The sequence below is a fragment of the Glycomyces salinus genome (assembly GCF_016428645.1).
Lineage (GTDB): Bacteria > Actinomycetota > Actinomycetes > Mycobacteriales > Micromonosporaceae > Glycomyces > Glycomyces salinus.
The window spans coordinates 131,102-148,488 of the sequence record NZ_JAELXW010000010.1 but is presented as its reverse complement, the minus strand read 5'-3'; the positions used below and the strand labels follow the sequence as shown (position 1 = coordinate 148,488).

The 17,387-nt window shown below is 68.0% G+C and carries 23 protein-coding genes; 18 read left to right on the top strand and 5 right to left on the bottom strand.

From position 1 onward, the window contains the following. Positions 1–113 precede the first annotated feature (113 nt). The 10 genes from mihF to JFB92_RS04555 all read left to right on the top strand — a co-directional run bounded on the left by mihF (position 114) and on the right by JFB92_RS04555 (position 8,417). Positions 114–437: an integration host factor, actinobacterial type gene (mihF, locus tag JFB92_RS04600; RefSeq protein WP_199035331.1), complete on the top strand. Its 324-nt coding sequence runs from the start codon at positions 114–116 to the stop codon at positions 435–437. Positions 438–457: 20 nt separating this feature from the next. Next, a complete protein-coding gene (gene gmk, locus JFB92_RS04595) occupies positions 458–1,060 on the top strand; it encodes a guanylate kinase (RefSeq protein WP_307789016.1) in 603 nt (200 codons plus the stop codon). A gap of 29 nt (positions 1,061–1,089) precedes the next feature. Further along, the gene (gene rpoZ, locus JFB92_RS04590; protein ID WP_199035329.1) at positions 1,090–1,362 is read left to right on the top strand and encodes a DNA-directed RNA polymerase subunit omega; all 273 of its coding nucleotides are present in this window, start codon (positions 1,090–1,092) and stop codon (positions 1,360–1,362) included. 4 nt (positions 1,363–1,366) lie between these two features. Then, positions 1,367–2,566: a bifunctional phosphopantothenoylcysteine decarboxylase/phosphopantothenate--cysteine ligase CoaBC gene (gene coaBC, locus JFB92_RS04585; protein ID WP_199035328.1), complete on the top strand. Its 1,200-nt coding sequence runs from the start codon at positions 1,367–1,369 to the stop codon at positions 2,564–2,566. Positions 2,567–2,673: 107 nt separating this feature from the next. After that, a complete protein-coding gene (metK, locus tag JFB92_RS04580; RefSeq protein WP_199035327.1) occupies positions 2,674–3,867 on the top strand; it encodes a methionine adenosyltransferase in 1,194 nt (397 codons plus the stop codon). A gap of 81 nt (positions 3,868–3,948) precedes the next feature. Beyond that, positions 3,949–5,838 carry a primosomal protein N' gene (locus JFB92_RS04575; RefSeq protein WP_372451571.1) on the top strand — a complete coding sequence of 630 codons (1,890 nt, stop codon included), beginning with the start codon at positions 3,949–3,951 and terminating at the stop codon, positions 5,836–5,838. Between the two features lie 107 nt (positions 5,839–5,945). Beyond that, positions 5,946–6,512 (top strand): dihydrofolate reductase family protein, encoded by a 567-nt coding sequence (locus tag JFB92_RS04570; RefSeq protein WP_199035325.1) that lies wholly within the window; start codon positions 5,946–5,948, stop codon positions 6,510–6,512. A gap of 170 nt (positions 6,513–6,682) precedes the next feature. Continuing rightward, positions 6,683–7,036: an iron chaperone gene (locus tag JFB92_RS04565; protein ID WP_199035324.1), complete on the top strand. Its 354-nt coding sequence runs from the start codon at positions 6,683–6,685 to the stop codon at positions 7,034–7,036. Between the two features lie 500 nt (positions 7,037–7,536). Next, positions 7,537–7,902, top strand: coding sequence for a 3-isopropylmalate dehydratase small subunit (locus JFB92_RS04560; RefSeq protein ID WP_199035323.1), 366 nt, complete (start codon positions 7,537–7,539; stop codon positions 7,900–7,902). Between the two features lie 140 nt (positions 7,903–8,042). Then, positions 8,043–8,417 carry a hypothetical protein gene (locus JFB92_RS04555; protein ID WP_199035321.1) on the top strand — a complete coding sequence of 125 codons (375 nt, stop codon included), beginning with the start codon at positions 8,043–8,045 and terminating at the stop codon, positions 8,415–8,417. On the opposite strand, the gene JFB92_RS04550 is transcribed toward JFB92_RS04555, so the two are convergent. The 5 genes from JFB92_RS04550 to JFB92_RS04530 all read right to left on the bottom strand — a co-directional run bounded on the left by JFB92_RS04550 (position 8,394) and on the right by JFB92_RS04530 (position 10,984). Continuing rightward, a complete protein-coding gene (locus tag JFB92_RS04550; protein WP_199035319.1) occupies positions 8,394–8,915 on the bottom strand; it encodes an NUDIX domain-containing protein in 522 nt (173 codons plus the stop codon). The genes JFB92_RS04555 and JFB92_RS04550 overlap by 24 nt on opposite strands. A 75-nt stretch (positions 8,916–8,990) precedes the next feature. Next, entirely contained in the window at positions 8,991–9,971 is a 981-nt protein-coding gene (locus JFB92_RS04545) for a serine hydrolase domain-containing protein (protein ID WP_199035317.1), read from the bottom strand. Next, a complete protein-coding gene (locus JFB92_RS04540; RefSeq protein ID WP_199035315.1) occupies positions 9,968–10,204 on the bottom strand; it encodes a helix-turn-helix domain-containing protein in 237 nt (78 codons plus the stop codon). The genes JFB92_RS04545 and JFB92_RS04540 overlap by 4 nt, the downstream gene beginning before the upstream one ends. Before the next feature lie 179 nt (positions 10,205–10,383). Further along, positions 10,384–10,626, bottom strand: coding sequence for a hypothetical protein (locus JFB92_RS04535; RefSeq protein WP_199035313.1), 243 nt, complete (start codon positions 10,624–10,626; stop codon positions 10,384–10,386). Next, entirely contained in the window at positions 10,619–10,984 is a 366-nt protein-coding gene (locus JFB92_RS04530; RefSeq protein ID WP_199035311.1) for a hypothetical protein, read from the bottom strand. The genes JFB92_RS04535 and JFB92_RS04530 overlap by 8 nt, the downstream gene beginning before the upstream one ends. A 246-nt stretch (positions 10,985–11,230) precedes the next feature. On the opposite strand from JFB92_RS04530, the gene JFB92_RS04525 reads away from it, so the two are divergent. The 8 genes from JFB92_RS04525 to JFB92_RS04490 all read left to right on the top strand — a co-directional run bounded on the left by JFB92_RS04525 (position 11,231) and on the right by JFB92_RS04490 (position 17,346). Next, positions 11,231–12,091: a helix-turn-helix domain-containing protein gene (locus tag JFB92_RS04525; protein WP_199035309.1), complete on the top strand. Its 861-nt coding sequence runs from the start codon at positions 11,231–11,233 to the stop codon at positions 12,089–12,091. Beyond that, a complete protein-coding gene (locus JFB92_RS04520) occupies positions 12,088–12,327 on the top strand; it encodes a DUF397 domain-containing protein (protein WP_199035307.1) in 240 nt (79 codons plus the stop codon). Before JFB92_RS04525 ends, JFB92_RS04520 begins: the two co-directional genes overlap by 4 nt. Before the next feature lie 56 nt (positions 12,328–12,383). Further along, positions 12,384–12,623, top strand: a complete 240-nt coding sequence (locus JFB92_RS04515) for a DUF397 domain-containing protein (RefSeq protein WP_199035305.1) — start codon at positions 12,384–12,386, stop codon at positions 12,621–12,623. Positions 12,624–12,685: 62 nt separating this feature from the next. Further along, positions 12,686–13,441 (top strand): DUF72 domain-containing protein, encoded by a 756-nt coding sequence (locus JFB92_RS04510; RefSeq protein WP_199035302.1) that lies wholly within the window; start codon positions 12,686–12,688, stop codon positions 13,439–13,441. A gap of 70 nt (positions 13,442–13,511) precedes the next feature. Beyond that, positions 13,512–13,988, top strand: a complete 477-nt coding sequence (locus JFB92_RS04505) for a VOC family protein (protein ID WP_199035300.1) — start codon at positions 13,512–13,514, stop codon at positions 13,986–13,988. 73 nt (positions 13,989–14,061) lie between these two features. Continuing rightward, positions 14,062–15,318: a sensor histidine kinase gene (locus tag JFB92_RS04500; protein WP_199035298.1), complete on the top strand. Its 1,257-nt coding sequence runs from the start codon at positions 14,062–14,064 to the stop codon at positions 15,316–15,318. After that, the gene (locus JFB92_RS04495; RefSeq protein ID WP_199035296.1) at positions 15,284–15,925 is read left to right on the top strand and encodes a response regulator; all 642 of its coding nucleotides are present in this window, start codon (positions 15,284–15,286) and stop codon (positions 15,923–15,925) included. The genes JFB92_RS04500 and JFB92_RS04495 overlap by 35 nt, the downstream gene beginning before the upstream one ends. 11 nt (positions 15,926–15,936) lie before the next feature. Next, positions 15,937–17,346, top strand: coding sequence for a serine hydrolase domain-containing protein (locus JFB92_RS04490; RefSeq protein WP_199035294.1), 1,410 nt, complete (start codon positions 15,937–15,939; stop codon positions 17,344–17,346). Positions 17,347–17,387: the final 41 nt, after the last annotated feature.

Genomic DNA, 17,387 nt, shown 5'->3' with positions numbered 1-17,387 from the left:
CCGGTCGCAGGCGTGTCGGGAGGTGGGGTTACCTTTCCCGAGCTGGGTATGCTTTGGCGATACCAGCACGTGAAGGTCCAGAGGGACGAAACCATCGACTGCAAGGAGACCCCGTGCCGCTCCCTAAACTGACACCGGAACAGCGCGCCGCGGCCCTCGAGAAGGCCGCCGCGGCCCGCAAGGCTCGCGCCGAGCTCAAGGAGAAGCTGAAGTCCGGCGAGAAGAACCTCGAAGAGGTCCTCAAGTCCGCCGCGACCGACGACATCTCCGGCAAGATGAAGGTCTCGGCCGTCCTCAAGGCTCTGCCTGGCATCGGCGACAAGCGTGCCATGCAGATCATGGAGAAGCTGAAGATCGCGGACTCGCGCCGCCTGCGTGGCCTCGGCGAGCACCAGCGCGCCGCGCTTCTGGATGAATTCAAGGGCGACCAGGCCTGACTTCGGGTAGTAGTAGTCGAGTGAGCATCGATAGGTTGCACGCGGCTCCGGCCCAACGACTGACGGTCCTCTCCGGCCCGTCGGGGGTGGGCAAGGGCAGCGTCAAGGCCCTCATCCAGGAGTACTACCCGTGGGTCTGGCTCTCGGTGAGCTGCACGACCCGCAAGCCGCGCCAGGGTGAGGTCGACGGCGCCGACTACCACTTCGTGTCGACCGAACGGTTCGAATCGATGATCGCTGCGGGGGAGTTCCTCGAATGGGCCTCCTATGCGGGGAACCTCTACGGAACCCCCCGCGGCCCCGTCGAGGAGCGGCTCCAGGCCGGCCTCCCAGCGCTGCTGGAGATCGAGCTGCAAGGCGCCCGCCAAGTCCGCCGGGCCATGCCCGAGTCGCACCTGGTGTTCCTGGCGCCGCCGTCATGGGACGAACTCGTCCGCCGCCTGACCGGGCGGGGGACCGAAGACGAGGCTACGATCGAACGGCGGCTCAAGGCCGCTCACGAAGAACTGGCCTCCGAGGCCGAGTTCGACCACACGATCACCAACGTGTCGATCGAACAGGCCGCCTCGGAACTGGTAGAATTGCTCGGCTCTCCGGCAATTATCAAGTCCGGAGCCCGCTGAGACCACAAGTCGCACACGAAGGAATCAACGTGTCAGGGACCGTCGCCGAACCAGTCGGCATCACCAACCCGCCGATCGACGACCTGCTCGAAAAGAGCCAGTCGAAGTATCAGCTGGTGATCTACGCCGCCAAGCGCGCCCGCCAGATCAACGCCTACTACTCGCAGCTCGGCGAGGGACTGCTCGAATACGTCGGGCCCCTGGTCGAGACCACGCCCGAGGAGAAGCCGCTCTCGATCGCGCTGCGCGAGCTCGACAAGGGCCTGCTCGAGACCAAGGCGTTCGACGACCCAGAAGCCTAGGGCGTTGAACATAGTCCTCGGCGTGTCGGGCGGCATCGCCGCCTACAAGGCATGCACACTGCTCCGCCTGCTCAAAGAGGCCGGCCACGACGTGACGGTCGTGCCGACCGAGGCGGCGCTCGAATTCGTCGCGGAAGCCACCTGGGAGGCCCTTTCGGGCCGACCGGTGGCTTCCGGCGTTTTCACCGACGTCTCCGAAGTCAGGCACGTCCGCCTCGGCCGCGAGGCCGACCTGGTGGCCGTGGTGCCCGCCACCGCCGACCTGCTCGCCCGTGCCGCCACCGGCCGCGCCGACGACCTGCTCACCAGCACCCTGCTGACGGCCACCTGCCCGGTCGTCCTCGCCCCGGCCATGCACACCGAGATGTGGCACCACCCGGCCACCCGCGCCAACGTCGCCACGCTCCGGGAGCGGGGCGCCCACGTCGTCGAACCCGACTCCGGCCGCCTGACCGGGGCCGACACCGGACCCGGCCGCCTGCCCGAGCCCGAATCCCTGTTCGCCCTGCTCAAGGGCTTCCTGACCTCTCCGGCCAAGGACCTGGTCGGCCGGAGGGTCCTGGTCACCGCCGGCGGCACCCGCGAGGCGATCGACCCGGTCCGCTTCATTGGCAACCACTCCTCGGGCCGCCAGGGCATCGCGCTGGCCGCGGCCGCGGCCTCCCGCGGCGCCGAGGTGACCCTCATCGCCGCCCACGTCGAGACCGCGCTCCCGGCCGGGATCGAGACCGTGCGCGTGACCACCACCGCCGAACTCCACGAGGCCACGCTCGCCGCCACCCGGGAGGCTGACGCGGCGGTCCTGGCCGCCGCCCCGGCCGACTTCCGCCCCAAGGAGACCGCCGACCGCAAGCTCAAGCGCTCCGGCGACCTCGACCTGGCCCTGACCGAGAACGACGACATCGCGGCCGCAGTCGGCCGGGCCAAGCGAGACGACCAGGTCCTGGTCGTCTTCGCCGCCGAGACCCACGACGGGCCCCAGCACGCCTTGGCCAAGCTCAAGGCGAAGGGCGCTAACCTGGTGGTGCTCAACGATGTCTCCGGCGGCGCCGTGTTCGGCTCAGAGGAGAACACCGTCACCGTCTTCGACGAGGACGGCGAGGTCGCCGCCGCGACCGAGGCCGCCAAGGAAGCGGTGGCGGACGCCATCTGGGACGCCGTCGCCGCACGTCTCCCGGCAGGTGGACGCGGTTCCGACCGCTGATCCGCAGCGCGCCGACTTGGTGAGATGATCGTCAGCGAATAGACTTGTGAGCTGCGAAGTCAGTTGGACCAGCGCCGCAGCGCGGCGTCAATGTGTTGAGGAGTGCCGTGGCACGTCGCCTGTTCACCTCCGAGTCGGTCACCGAGGGCCACCCGGACAAGATCGCCGACCAGATCTCCGACGGGATCCTGGACGCCCTCCTTTCAGAGGACCCCAGGAGCCGCGTCGCGGTCGAGACGCTGATCACGACCGGTCAGGTGCACGTCGCGGGCGAGGTGACGACGGCCGCCTACGCCGATATCCCGCGCATCGTGCGCGAGACGATCCTCCGCATCGGCTACGACTCCTCCAAGAAGGGCTTCGACGGGGCCTCGTGCGGCGTGAACGTCTCCATCGGAGGCCAGTCGCCCGACATCGCCCAGGGCGTCGACAAGGCGTGGGAGTCGCGTGTGGACGGCACCGACCACGACCAGCTCGACATCCAGGGCGCCGGCGACCAGGGCCTGATGTTCGGCTACGCCTGCCGCGAGACGCCCGAGCTGATGCCGCTGCCGATCGCCCTGTCCCACCGGCTCTCCCAGCGGCTCACCGAAGTCCGCAAGGACGGCACCGTGCCGTACCTGCGGCCCGACGGCAAGACCCAGGTGACCATCGAGTACGAGGGCCTGCGGCCGGTGCGGCTGAACACCGTGGTCGTCTCCAGCCAGCACGCCCCCGACATCTCGCTGGACTCGCTGCTGGCCCCCGATGTCGCCGAGCACGTCATCCACCCGGTCGTCTCGGGCCTCGACCTCGACGTGGCCGACTACGACCTGCTGGTCAACCCGACCGGCCGCTTCGAGATCGGCGGCCCGATGGGCGATGCGGGCCTGACCGGCCGCAAGATCATCGTCGACACCTACGGCGGCTACGCCCGCCACGGCGGCGGCGCCTTCAGCGGCAAGGACCCCTCGAAGGTCGACCGCTCGGCCACCTACGCGGCCCGGTGGGTCGCCAAGAACGTCGTGGCCGCCGGCCTGGCCGAGCGCTGCGAGGTCCAGGTGGCCTACGCGATCGGCAAGGCCAAGCCCGTGAGCATCGCCGTCGACACCCAGGGCACGGCGACCGTGGACCCCGGGCGCATCGAGAAGGCCGTCCGCGAGGTCTTCGACCTGCGCCCGGCCGCGATCATCCGCGACCTCAACCTGGTCCGGCCGATCTACTCCAAGACCGCCGCCTACGGACACTTCGGACGCGAGCTGCCGGAGTTCACCTGGGAGTCGACCGGCCGCGCCGCTGCGCTCAAAGAAGCCGTCGGCTAGGACCGCCGAGGGTCTCCGGACGTCGGAGACACCTGGTAGAACTGGTTTATGTCAGAGTCCGGTCCGATCGCAGCGGTGTGCATCGACCAGCCTCTGCCGCAACTCGACCGGCTCTTCGACTACCGGATCCCCGAGGATCTGCGCGATGCGGTGACGCCGGGCTGCCGGGTGAAGGTCCGCTTCGGACGCCGCAAGATCGGCGGCTACGTCATCGCCGTCAAGCGCGCCAGCGACTTCGAGGGCAAGCTCCTGTGGCTCTCCGAGCTGGTCTCGCCCGAGCCGGTCCTGACCGACGAGGTCGCCCGCCTGACTCGGGCCGTGGCCGACCGCTACGCCGGAACCCTGGCCGACGTGCTGCGCCTGGCCGTGCCCGAGCGGCGCAAACGCGTCGAGGACGAGGAACCCGGGGAAGCGCTGCCGGTGGCCGCGCCGACCGACACTCATTGGAATAGATATATCGCAGGCGAGGCATTCCTGCGCGCGCTCCGCGACGGGAAGGCGCCGAAGACGGTATGGAGCGCCCTGCCCGGCGAGGACTGGCCCCGGCGCCTCGCCGAGGCCGCGGCCACGACGGCGGCGGGCGGCAGGGGAGCGGTGCTGGTCGTGCCCGACCAGGCCGACCTCGACCGCCTGGACGCCGCCCTGACGAACGTGCTCGGCCCCGATCGGCATGTGACCCTCTCTGCCCAGCTCGGCCCCACCAGGCGCTACCGGGCGTTTCTGCGGGCTGCGCGGGGCACTGTGCGCATCGTGGCCGGGACCAGGGCCGTGGCGTTCGCCCCGGTGGAGGACCTCGGCCTGGTGGCCATCTGGGACGACGGCGACGCCTCCCACGTGGAGCGCCGCGCGCCGTACCCCCACGCCCGGGAGGTCCTGCTGACCCGCGCCGGACTGGCTGATTCGGCCTGCCTGGTGGCGGGCCATGCCCGCACGCCGCAGGCGCAGCTCCTGGTCGACACCAAGTGGGCCGTGTCGGTCACCGGCTCCCGCGAGGCGATCCGTTCGGCGGCCCCGCGGATCGTGCCGGTGGGGGACGAGTCCGACATGGCCCGGGACCCGTCAGGGGGCACGGCGAGGCTGCCGACAGTGGCATGGGAGACCGCGAAGGCGGCGCTGGACCGCGACCGGCCGGTGCTCGTCCAGGTCCCGAGGCGGGGCTATGTCCCGGCCGTCTCGTGCCAGCGCTGCCGGACCAGGGCCGTCTGCCCGCACTGCTCGGGCCCGCTGCGGCTCACCGGGCTCAGGCGGGCCCCGGTGTGCGGCTGGTGCGGCAAGACCAGCCATGACCACCGCTGCCGGGAATGCGGGTCTGCGAAGGTCCGGGCCCGAGTGATCGGCGCCGAGCGCACTGCCGAGGAGATGGCGGGCGCGTTCGGGGGCGTCGAGGTGGTGGAGTCGACGGGGGAGAACCGCCTGGACCAGGCGCCGGGCGGCCGCGTGGTCGTGGTGGCCACGCCCGGAGTGGAGCCGCCGGCCCCGGACGGCTACGGCGCGGTGCTCCTGCTGGACACGTGGGCGCTGCTGACGCGCGCCGACCTGACGGCCTCCGAGGAGGCCCTGCGGCGTTGGATGAACGCGATGGCGCTGGCCCGACCGGACGGGACGGCCGTGGTGGTCGCCGACGGGGGGCTCCCGGTGGTGCAGGCGCTCCTGAGGTGGGACCCGGCCTGGTTCGCGGCCAGGGAACTGAACGAGCGCGCCGAGCTGGGCTTCCCGCCCGCGATGAAGATGGCGGCGCTGTCGGGCCCGAACGGGACCCCGGAGAAGCTGGCGGCCGACCTCCCGCCCGAGCTGGGGGCCGAGCCGATCGGCCCGATCCCGATCGACGAGCACACCGAGCGCCTGCTGCTGCGAGTGCGTCGAAGAGACGGCGCCGCGCTGGCGGGCGCCTTGGCGCGGGCGAACGCGGCGCGAGCGAACGCGAAGGCCGAACCGGTGAGAATCCAGATCGACCCCAGAGAGATCGGCTGACTGGATCCGGCCCCGCGAGGACAGCCGGAAAATCCGGCAGCGCACCGATGAATCCGATGCGCCGAACCGGTCTCAACTTTCTAGACCGACCTACGGAAAGGGATGGCATGGCGCGAAAACTGGTCTACGGCATGAACGTGAGCCTGGACGGCTACATCGCCGCGCCCGGCGACGACCACGGGTGGAGCGAGCCGAGCGACGAGCTGTTCCAGTGGTGGCTCGACCAGGAGCTGGCGATCGGCCTGATGCTGTACGGGCGGAAGCTCTGGGAGACCATGAGCTCCTACTGGCCGACCGGCGACCGCCAGGCCGATGCCACCCCGACGCAGATCGAGTTCGCGCGGAACTGGCGGGACACACCGAAGGTGGTGTTCTCCTCGTCGATCGAGAAGGTCGACTGGAACGCCCGCCTGTTCTCCGGTGACGCGGTCGAGGAGATCACGCGGCTCAAGGCCGTGGACGGCGAACCGATGAGGGTCGGCGGCGCGACGCTCGCCGCGGCGGCCATGCGCGCCGGGCTGATCGACGAGTATACGATCGTCACCCATCCGGTCCTGGTCGGCGGCGGCACGTCGTTCTACACGGCGCTGGACAACTGGGTGAACCTGAACCTGACAGGGACGCGGACGTTCCCCGGCGGGGTGGTCCTGACCAGGTACGAGACGAGGTGCTGAACGCGTTCCCGCCGCTCAGCCAGCAAATTCACCGCCGAGCGGCTCGAAGCCCCGATAAGCCGAGGGCATTTCCCAGCGAGCTGTACAGTCTCGTTCAGGGGCCGAGTCCGGCGTCGGCACTGGAGCAACGACACATCGGAGCAGGCCGGAGTCAGGAGCGAATCACGACCATGACGACAGCCGACCACGACGCCTATATCGCCGCGGCACCCGAACCGTTCCGGCCATCGCTGAACCGCTTGCGCACGCTCCTGGCCGACACCCTGCCGGAGGCGGAGGAGGTCGTGGCCTACAACATGCCGGGATTCGTCGTCAGCGGCACTGTCGTCGCGAGCTATGCGGCTTTCAGCAAGCAGTGCGGGCTATATGTCCTTCCCAGCGCCATCGCCGATCATGCCGAGGAAATCGCGGCCGCCGGGTTCAAGGCGACCAAGACCGGCATCACCTTCTCGCCGCGCAAACCGATTCCGGACGACCTCGTCGAACGGCTGGTTCGGGCATCGCGAGAGGCCGCCGGGGCCTGACCAGGTACGAGACGAGTCGTTGAACGCGTTCCCGCCGCTCAGCCGGGCAAGCGGCCAGAGAAGTGACGGGGGCCCACGGGCTCGATCACGGAATTCAAGTCGGAACCCGACCGGCCCTAGCCGCAATGCCGTTCGGTTGGAGCACTGGTGCTGAGGCCGAGTCCGGCCTGGAGCCAAGTGACCCCAGGTTGCTGCGAAGGAGGCTTGCCTCCTGTCAAGCACGCACGGTCCGGGCCTGGATGCTCCGACGACCGGGCTCGGCGCCGTTCGTGCCTGATACCGGGCAAGCCCGGTCCGCGGCAGCCCGGGGTCACTTCGGGCTCCGGTGAGTCGGTCGACCTCGACACCCGATCCCCAGCCCGAACCGAACGGCATTGGCCCTAGCCGGTCCTCCAGGGGCGGTAGGGTTGTGGCTCTGCAACGAATCCTTGGCCTGCTAGAAGGGTGTTCGTATGTCCCACAAAGATTCTGTCGCTGCAGGGCCGGTCCGCGGTCGGACATTGTTCGTCGGGATCGCTCCGCAGGCGTTCGAGCCCGGGGACCTGCCTGACGGGTTGACACCCGAGATCCTCGCGGCTCGCATCGAGGCCGGGCAGTCCGCACTGGAGGAGGCGGGGATCGATGCCGAGCACTGCATGATCGGCAAGGATCCCGACGAGGCCGAGGCCATGCTTCGGGAGGCGTTCGGACGAGAGACGTTCCCGCTGGCAATGATCGGCGCAGGGATTCGGGCGTTGGTGGAGCACACGCTGCTGTTCGAGCGGATCGTCAATGTCCTGATTGAGCTGAACCCGTCGATCCGGCTCTGCTTCAACACCTCCCCGGAGGACACGATCAACGCGATCCGCCGCTGGACCGAGGGCTAGCTGTTCCGTCCGCAGAGGCCGTGAGCCACACCTCGGCCTACCAGGTCCGGATCATCCATCCATCGGCCCCGCCCTTGACTCATTGACGGCTCGCTGGCGCCGCCCCCACGGGGTCGACACCCGTGGCGGCTAGGATGGGCATGGTGAAGCCCCCTCGCAAGCGCAAAGCGACGATGCTCTCCATCGGCGCGGTCGGCCTGGCGGGCCTCATCGGAACCGCGCTGCTCGCCGCTCCCAATCAGATCGCTGACGCCGAACCTGTCACCTGTGTATCCAGGTATCTGGTCGACAAGTACCTGATATTGGACTCCTGTGACTCGATGTTCGCGGACTACGCCGTGATTGCGTCAGTTCCCGTCCGCGACTCCATGAAGGATTCCTCCGGCTGGGAACAGCGCTACTGTGACCAGAGAGTCGACGGCTGGTCGACCTACACCGTATTCGAGGCCGAGGATACGGATCATATTGCCTGCCTTGGCCGCGCGAACCACTTAGCCGAACGATATCGCCGCTAAGCAGGTTTCGTCCCTGCAGCCAGGGAAGTATGGCTGGAAGACCGTCTTCCCCGTCCGACGAGCCTCCGCAGCCAGCCCGAGACGCGCCCGACTGAAGTCGGCGAACAAGCGCGCCGCCGATTCTACCGGTAGGAAGCTGAACTCTTCGAGCTCGTCGGCTTGCAGCCGTATCAGGTCCGGATCGTCGATGACGCCGCCGTCGAAGACGTAGGTCGTCATCGGCGCGCCCACGAACGCGTGGTCCGGCTCGTAGTCGAGCACCAGCAGGTCACCGACCGGCATGTCCAACCCGATCTCTTCTTTGACTTCACGCGCGCAGGCATCATGCGGTGACTCGCCCTTGTCGACCATGCCGCCCACGAACTGCCAGTCGTCGCGGTAGTTCGGTTTGACCACGAGCGCTCTTCCGGCGGGGTCGGTGAAGAACGCGCACGCCACGGCGAACGAGACCGCGAAGCCGTCACGGACTTCCTGCGGCAGCGAACCAGATCCAGTCATGGCCGGACCCTATACAACTCCGATGAACTACGGGGATCCCAATGCTCAGCCCGTGTGCTTCAACGGTTATCGAGCTCAGCTCGCAGTCTTGAGTCCGGTCAGGAGCGTGAAACCGTGGCGGTCGACCGAGGCAGAGGTCGCCGAGAGGATCACGACTCCGGTGCCCGCGTCCCGGTCGAGCCCGATCCAGGACCGGAAACCGCCGGTGCCCCCGTTGTGCCAGGTGATGGTCCGTCCCTTCACCCGGATGGTGATCCATGCGGCGCCGATGCGGGCGCCAGTGCTGAATGGCGCGACCGGTTCGAGCGCGTGAAGGCCCGGAGCGGTGCCTTCCAACAGAGCTTTGGTCAGGTTGGCCATTGCGGTGATGGTGGCCCGGATGCCGCCCGCCGGAGCCAGGGCTTCGCCGGTCCAGGGCTCTCGCGGATGGCCTTTTCGGCTGGTGCCGGTGAGTGCGCCGTCGCGTAGCTCGTCGGTCGTGGCCGGGGTGTAGCAGCAGTTCAGCCCCAGCGGGGCGGCGATCCGCTCCTGAAGGAGCGAGGTGTAATCGGTGTCAGCGGCGGAGGCGAGGGCGTGGCCCAGCAGCTCGAACCCGAAATTGGAGTAGCGGGGTCGCGGCCTGCCGGGTTTGACAGTGCGAGCCTGGTCGAGGAGCTGTTCGAGATCCTCGCCGTAGGGATTGGTGCCCTTCCGCCACAAGGCCATCGTGCGCCGATAGGGCTGCGCCGCCGACGGCAGTGAGGGCAGCCCCGATCGGTGCTCGCTCAGCGATCGCAGCGTCACCCGGCCTACCGGGGCGGTTTCGAGCGGCAGCAACTCGCTGAGGGTGGTCTGGGGGTCGACCTCGCCGCGCGCGATCGAATCGGCGTACAGCAGTCCGGTGAAGCCCTTGGAAATCGAGCCGACCTCGAAGTCGGATTCGAGTCGGGTGCCGATGCTGGCCGTCTTGACTTCCTCTGGCGTGACCACGGCTGCGGCTGCGATGCGGTGGCGTGGCCTGAGGAGTCCGCCGAGTTCGGCGGCGAGCCGCTCGTCTCCGTCGATTACCGGGGTCATGACCGTCCCCCGAGCAGGCCGCGACCGCCGTGCTTCTTGTGAACCGCCTGCTTCGAAACGCCCAAGATGGTAGCGATCTGCGCCCAGCTGGAGCCGTTGTTGCGCGCTCGCCGGACCAGCACCGCTTCAAGGCGTTCGGTCTCGGCTCGCATTTGGCTGACGGCCTGCAACCCCAGCAAGGGGTCGGGATCGGCGGTCGCCGTCGCCAAGGCCGTGAATTCTTCGATGTCCATGCGTCAACCGTAGTTGACGGACGAGGTATCGTCAACCTTGGTTGACGGAGGTTGTCGAGTTCCGGTGCGCCCACATCAGTGACAGCTCTTGGCGATTCGCTGAGCGGGCCTCAATGGTTGGGAGGTCCGGTCGACCCCCACTGATCGACCGGACCTCTCTTTCCTCACCCGGTAGCAGGCTATTCGGGGTTCTTGATGACCTTGCGGGCCTCGGCCTCGATCCAGGAGCACCAGCGGTCGCCGTTCCATGCTCCGTGCCAGTTCACTGGGCCCTTGGGGTCGTCGGTGAGGCGGCAGACCGGAGAAGGGCCGTTGCCGTCGTCGGCCTCGACCCGGTAGGTCTCGTCGTCGAACCGGAAGACGCAGAACACGGCCGGGCCGCGCCGGAACTCGCCGCAGTAGGCGTCTGTCATGTCAGCCATTGCAGACTCGCTCTCGTCCGGAGTGCGGGCGTTGGCCGTTGTAGAAGACCATGAAGGCGGTCGCCTCGAACCAGTCGCGCCAGCCTTCGGAGGCGGTGCGCCACTGCGGTCCCCAGGTGGCGCGCAGGTCGTTGGTGCCGAGTCCCGAGATGACGAGGACAACCTCTGAGGATCGGCCGGTCACGTGGACTTGGAAGGAGTCGGGAGCCTCGGCACAGGAGGTTCGGACGGTGAAGGAGCGGATGCCGTCGCTGAAGGAACCTCGCTCTATGGAGGCAGGTGGAGAGGCTTGGCCGTGTGTCGTGGCCGAATGCGAGTTGGTCTTGCCCCCTGAGTGGGGGAGAATGTTCTCAGGCACGGTGGTCTACCTCCGATGTCTAAGGACCGGGGCGGGAGCGAAAGTTGGTAGCTGGCACCCGCCCCGGTCGGTTTCTGTGGAGGGCACGAAATATCCCATTCCACGAACTCTGTTCCCCAGAATCCCGTGACGCGTATCTCGTGCTTGATTGGTATCATGGCATATATTTCAGCTTGACGCAAATATGCGTTAGGCTCAAAGGCAAAAATCTTCTGTCGAGAACCCGACAAGAGCAGGAGCGCACCCATGCCGAACCTCGGACCTGAGCCGAGCCTTCGTTCCCAGTGGCTCGGAGAGAAGATCCGCGACCTGCGGAAGTCCAAAGGCATGTCCCAGAAGTACGCGGGCGAATACATTCAGCGGGACGGCAGTACCATAGGCCGCTACGAAACCGGAGAATTCCCGCTTCGGCGTGTCGACCTCCTCGCCCTTCTGTCTCTCTATGGTGTCTCAGACGAGAAAACTCGTGACGGACTTCTCCAGCTCTGTGATGAGCATTGGCGCAAGAACTGGTGGGATGAGCACCGTGAAGACCTAGGCAAGGACTTCATCAACTTGCCCTGGCTTGAAAGTCGGGCTGATCGGATCTGTGCCTACCAGAACATGGTTGTGCATGGCTTGCTCCAGACGCGTGCGAGTGCCGAAGCGCTGATCCGCAACATCGAAGAGCGCAAGGCCGATGACGACCAGATCGCCCGGTGGATCGCCCTCCGTATGGACCGCCAGCGGATCTTGAACGATGACAATCCGACCTCCTTCGTCGTGATCCTTGAGGAGTACGTGATCGGCCGTCCGGTCGGTGGGCGCAAGGTCTGGGAGGACCAGCTCAGTCACCTGTTGGAGGCGGGGCAGCGAGAGAACATAGAAATCCGCATCATGCCGATTGAACATGCACCGCACACCGGCCATCAGGGCAGCTTCACGCTGTTCGAGATGCCGGAGCCCTACCCTCAGGTCGCCTACGTAGACACGCTCGCAGGTCCGCTGTTCATCGAGGCACCAACCGTTCAGCGTTACAGCGAGGTGTGGAATGATCTGATTGAAGGGGCTCTCAGCCCGGAAGATTCAAGGCAGTTGATTGCTGACCGACTGAAGGAGATTCAATGAGCACCGAACAGCGGCTCTCACAGGAGGAGCTAGCTGGAACCCGCTGGCACATCAGTTCCCGCAGCTCTGACAACGGCGGTCAGTGCGTGGAGGCTGGGCCGCTGTCGGATGGCTCGGGCCGGGTTGCGGTGCGCCACTCCCATCACCCGGAGGGTGCGACGGTTGTCTACACCCGCGCTGAGTGGGAAGCGTTCCTGGCCGGAGCCAAGGACGGCGAGTTCGACTTCACTCAGTGAATCAAGAGCGCAGCACGGACAAAACCCAACCACAGGCACCAGCAAGGGAGCGGTTCATGGCCACTGATCAGCACCTCACCCCCGAGGAACTGGCCGGTATCCAATGGCAGAAGAGCACCCGTAGCTCTAGCAACGGCGGTCAATGCGTCGAGGTCGGTCCTCTGTCCGACGGCTCTGGTCGGGTCGCTCTCCGTCACTCTCAGCACCCCGACACCTCCGTGATCGTCTACACCCGCGCCGAATGGGATGCGTTCCTCGCCGGAGCCAGGGACAACGAGTTCGACTTCACCGATTAGCCCGTTCCACCCTTTCCGGCTCTTCCGGGCATGAAGTCCGGCCTGCTGGAAACCCCCACACCATGACCGTGTTCGTGGGGACCTCCGGCTGGCAGTACAAGGATTGGCGAGGCGTCCTCTATCCAGAGCGCCTCGCCCAACGGCGCTGGCTGGAGCATTACTCCTCCCGGTTCGCCACCGTCGAGAACAACGGGACCTTCTACCGCCTCCCGAAACCGAAGACATTCACTTCCTGGCGCTCCGAGGTGCCCGAAGGATTCTCGATGGCCGTCAAGGCCAGCCGGTTCCTCACCCACATCAAACGCCTCAAGGACCCCGAAGAACCGGTACAACGCCTCATGGGCGCCGTCGACGGGCTCGTCGACCGCCTCGGGCCGATCCTGCTCCAGCTCCCGCCGAACCTCAAGGCCGACCCCGACCTCCTGTCGGCCTGCCTCGACCGCTTCCCGGAACGTGCGCGCGTCGCCGTCGAGGCTCGGCACGAGTCCTGGTGGACCGACGAAGTCCGCTCCGTCCTGTCCGACCACGACGCGGCCCTGTGCTGGGCCGACACCCGCAGCCGCGAGCAGACGCCGCCGTGGCGCACCGCCTCCTGGGGCTACCTGCGCCTCCACGAGGGCACCGCCGAACCCGCCACCCAATACGGAGACCGGGCGCTGAACACCTGGTGCGGCCGGCTCGACGACCGGCTGCCGAAACGCGCCGACTGCTACGTCTACTTCAACAACGACCACGGCGGCGCGGCCATCCGCAACGCCTTCCGCTTCGCCGAACTCCTGCGTCGCCGCGGCCGCGAGGTCCCGGCCGCCGAGCGATGAATTCCGGCGCGGCCCCTCGTCTCAACTGGTGCAATCAGAAGGTCCCCAACCCGCACTGAGAGGCGAGGTCATGCAGAAGATCGTCACCAACATCTGGTTCGACGGCGATGCCGAAGAGGCCGTCGATTTCTACTGCTCCCTGTTCGCGAACGCGAAGGTCACCGGCACCATTCCCTACGTCGAAGACGCCCACGGCACCCCGGGCGCGGCGATGGTGGTGGACTTCGAGCTGTTCGGGCAGTCGTTCACCGCCATCAACGGCGACGACTCGGCCAAGCACGACCACGCGATGTCGCTGCTGGTCAACTGCGAGAGCCAGGAAGAGGTCGACCGCCTGTGGGATGCGTTCCTGTCCGGCGGCGGCAAGGAGATCGAGTGCGGCTGGGTCTCCGACAAGTGGGGCGTCAACTGGCAGATCTGGCCGACCGAGGCCTACCGGTACGTGGGCGGCCCCGACAAGGAAGCCGCCGTCCGGGCGATCCAGGCCATGTACAAGATGAAGAAGATCGACGTCCAGACCATGCGCGAGGCATACGAGGGCGCCTGATCCCCCTTTCGGGGGAGCGCCCCGGCCCTCCGGAGGGAGAGTGGCGGTCCGTCCGCGCTGGCAGAATGGCCGCATGCGACTGCTCGCCCCGCTCTGGACCCCCGCCACCTACCGCGGGTGGATATGGGTGATCCTCGGCGGCGCGCTGCTCATGCCCTACATGATGCTGGGCGGGCTGGTCTACAACTCGTTCCAGCCGAGCGACGGTCTCACCGGCGTCACCCACCCGCTGGTCTTCCTCGGAGTCCTGCCGCTGGTGGCGGTCTCCTCGCTGCTGCTGCCCGACCTGGAGGTCGAGCGGACCGCGGCCCGGCGGCTCCTGGGCGCCGACTTCGAATCGCCCGCCGAGGACGGCTCCTGGAACGCCCGCTGGCGCACCGGCACCTGGTTCACCGTGCATGTGGCCGTCGGCGGCGTGCTCAGCGGCCTGACGCTCTCGATGATCCCGTTCGTCGTCTACCTCATGGTCGCCGGCGTGATCGGATCCGACTCGGGCAACATGCTGCCCGAGTCCTGGCCGGTCCAGTGGGGGCTCCTGATCGGCCCGGCGATCCTGCTCGTGGTCGTGTGGGCGATCGTCGGGACCTGCCGGGGCATGCGGCGGCTCGCGCCGCGCCTGCTCGGACCCAGCGCCGAGGACCGGCTCGTGGCCTCCCGCGCCGAGACGGCCCGGCTGGCGGCGCGCAACCGGATCGCCCGCGAGCTGCACGACTCGGTCGGCCACGCACTGTCGGTGGTGGTCGTCCAGTCCGAGGCCGCCTCCCGCGTGGTCGAGTCCGATCCGCGCTTCGCCGCCCAGGCCATGGCCGCCGTCGGCGACACCGCCCGCAGCGCCCTGTCCGAGCTCGACACCGTCATCGGCGCGCTGCGGGAGGACCGCGAACCCGGTCGCGCCCCGCAGCCGGGCCTGGACGACCTGGAGGCCCTGGCGGTCGAGAGCGGCGTCGAGGCCGAACTGCGCGTAGACGGCGGCCTCGCGGCCGTTCGCGGCCTGCCCTCCCGGGAGTCCTACCGGATCGTGCAAGAGGCCCTCACCAACGTGCTGCGCCACGCCGACCGGCCCTGTGCGACCATCACCGTCGACATCGCCGAGGACCTGGCCCGCATCACCGTCGACAGCCCGGCCTCGCGTTCGGGCCGGTCGAGCCGCGGCGGCCGCGGCCTGATCGGCATGCGGGAGCGGGCCGCGGTGCTGGGCGGCACCGTCGAGGCCGGACGCGAAGGCGACCGGTGGATCGTGCGCGCGACCATCCCGCTCGAAGAGACCACCGACGGCACCACAGAGAGGCCCACCGATGACGGCGCCGCTGCGCATAGCACTGATCGATGACGAGGAGCTGATCCGCACCGGATTCGCCGCCATCATCGGGGCCGAACCCGACCTGGAGGTCTCGGCCCAGGGCGCCGACGGCGTCGACGCGCTCAACATCGCCCGCGCGGGCCGGGCCGACGTGCTCCTGATGGACGTCCGCATGCCCAAAGTCGACGGCATCGAGGCCACCGAGCGGATCGTCAACGAGCTCGCCTCGCCGCCGAAGATCCTGGTGGTGACCACCTTCGACAACGACGACTACGTCTGGCAGGCGCTCCGGGCCGGCGCCGACGGCTTCCTGCTCAAGCGCACCCAGGTCGAGGACCTGCTCAGCGCCGTCCGCCTGGTGGCCCGCACCGACGCCCTGCTGTTTCCCGAGGCGATCAGGAGGCTGGCCGACGCGGCGCGCTCTTCCAAGACCCCGCGGGGCATCGACGAGCTCAGCTCCCGCGAGCGCGAAGTCCTGGTGCTGGCGGCCAAGGGCCTGTCGAACGCCGAGATCGCCGCCGAGATCTTCCTCGGCCGCGAGACCGTCAAGACTCACCTGAGCAGCGTCTACACCAAGTTGGGCGTCCGCGACCGCACCCAGGCGGTCATCGCTGCCTACGAGGCCGGCCTGGTGTAGCGTCGCGAATTATGCTCTCGATCGCGCAGGTGCGCAGCGACCTTCAAGCCGACCTGGCCCGACTCGTCCTTAAACATGACATCCCCGGTGTCTCCGTGGCGGTCGCGGTCGGCGACGAGACCGCCGAGTTCGCGGCCGGTGTGCTGAACCGGCGGACCGGGACCGCGGTGAGGCCGGATTCGGTGTTCCAGATCCAATCGATCACCAAGGTCTGGACGGCGACGCTGGTCATGCAGCTGGTCGACGAGGGGCTTGTGGATCTCGACGATCCGGTCCGGACCCACTTGCCGCAGTTCCGCACCGCCGATCCCGAGGCGAGCGCGACGATCACGATCCGCCATCTGCTGACCCACACCGGCGGTTTCGAAGGCGACATCTGGAAGTCGACCACCGCGGGGGACGACGCACTGCGGCGCCTGGTCGAGGACCTGGTCTCGCAGGCCCCTCAGCACCTGGATCCGGGCAAGCACTACTCGTACTGCAGCGCGGGTATGGCCGTCCTGGGCCGACTGATCGAAGTCGAACGCGGCATGCCCTTCGCTTCGGCGCTGCGCCGGCACCTGGCCGAGCCGCTGGGAATCGAGGAGATCGCCTTCAACGCCGAGGAAGCGCTGAGCTTTGACGCTGCCATCGGCCACGCGGCCTACGGCGACCGAGGCCTGCGCCCCACGCCTCGATGGGCGACCATGCCGGAGTCGAATCCGGCGGCGGGGAACCAATTGGCGATGTCGGCGCGGGCGCTGCTCGACTTCGCGCGCATGCATCTGTCGGACGGCCTTGGGCCCGGCGGGAAGCGGGTGCTGTCGGAGGCCGCCGCCAAGCAGATGCGCACGGGACAGGTTGCGTTTCCCGCTTCGCCGCACCGACCTAATGAGGTCGGGCTGGCCTGGGCCCTCAACCACGAAGGCGCGGTGGCCCTTCATGGCGGTGACACGCTCGGGATCGCCGCGATCCTTGTGCTGGTTCCCGAGCACCGCACGGCCGTCGCCGTGCTGACCAACGGCGGGGACTTCATGGGCCTCCTGCGCGAACTGATCCATCCCTGGATCGACCAAGCCGCGAACCTTGAGCCGGACCCGGACCGACCGCTTCCGGATCGGACCGAACCGGTCGGGGATCTCGAAGCGTATGCCGGTGTCTACGGCACCCACAATCAGCGGCTCGAGGTGTCGGTGACAGACGACGGCAGGTTGGAGTCGACCTTCTCGATGCGAGGCGACGGCGCCGCCATGATCGAGCGGCAGGGCGTGTCAGTCGAGCCGTCCACGTCCGAACTCCGCCGTGTCGAAGGCGAGGTGTTCGCCTCGGTATCCGCCGACGGCACCGTGAACGGACACTCGGAGTTCCTCGACCTCGACGGCGACGGCCGCCCCGGCTTCATTCACACCGGCGGCCGAACCATGCCCCGCCTCGGCGCTTAGCGACCGAGGTTCCCTCCAAGTTCTGAGGTTGACGAATCGTG

Excerpts from the sequence above, each read along its gene's own strand:
- JFB92_RS04500 (WP_199035298.1), top strand. The coding sequence starts at position 14,062 with ATGCGACTGCTCGCCCCGCTCTGGACCCCCGCCACCTACCGCGGGTGG.
- JFB92_RS04540 (WP_199035315.1), bottom strand. The coding sequence starts at position 10,204 with ATGGACATCGAAGAATTCACGGCCTTGGCGACGGCGACCGCCGATCCC.
- JFB92_RS04505 (WP_199035300.1), top strand. The coding sequence starts at position 13,512 with ATGCAGAAGATCGTCACCAACATCTGGTTCGACGGCGATGCCGAAGAG.
- JFB92_RS04490 (WP_199035294.1), top strand. The coding sequence starts at position 15,937 with ATGCTCTCGATCGCGCAGGTGCGCAGCGACCTTCAAGCCGACCTGGCC.
- JFB92_RS04495 (WP_199035296.1), top strand. The coding sequence starts at position 15,284 with ATGACGGCGCCGCTGCGCATAGCACTGATCGATGACGAGGAGCTGATC.
- JFB92_RS04510 (WP_199035302.1), top strand. The coding sequence starts at position 12,686 with ATGACCGTGTTCGTGGGGACCTCCGGCTGGCAGTACAAGGATTGGCGA.
- JFB92_RS04565 (WP_199035324.1), top strand. The coding sequence starts at position 6,683 with ATGACGACAGCCGACCACGACGCCTATATCGCCGCGGCACCCGAACCG.
- JFB92_RS04515 (WP_199035305.1), top strand. The coding sequence starts at position 12,384 with ATGGCCACTGATCAGCACCTCACCCCCGAGGAACTGGCCGGTATCCAA.
- JFB92_RS04570 (WP_199035325.1), top strand. The coding sequence starts at position 5,946 with ATGGCGCGAAAACTGGTCTACGGCATGAACGTGAGCCTGGACGGCTAC.
- JFB92_RS04520 (WP_199035307.1), top strand. The coding sequence starts at position 12,088 with ATGAGCACCGAACAGCGGCTCTCACAGGAGGAGCTAGCTGGAACCCGC.
- JFB92_RS04535 (WP_199035313.1), bottom strand. The coding sequence starts at position 10,626 with ATGGCTGACATGACAGACGCCTACTGCGGCGAGTTCCGGCGCGGCCCG.
- JFB92_RS04545 (WP_199035317.1), bottom strand. The coding sequence starts at position 9,971 with ATGACCCCGGTAATCGACGGAGACGAGCGGCTCGCCGCCGAACTCGGC.
- JFB92_RS04525 (WP_199035309.1), top strand. The coding sequence starts at position 11,231 with ATGCCGAACCTCGGACCTGAGCCGAGCCTTCGTTCCCAGTGGCTCGGA.
- JFB92_RS04550 (WP_199035319.1), bottom strand. The coding sequence starts at position 8,915 with ATGACTGGATCTGGTTCGCTGCCGCAGGAAGTCCGTGACGGCTTCGCG.
- JFB92_RS04555 (WP_199035321.1), top strand. The coding sequence starts at position 8,043 with ATGGTGAAGCCCCCTCGCAAGCGCAAAGCGACGATGCTCTCCATCGGC.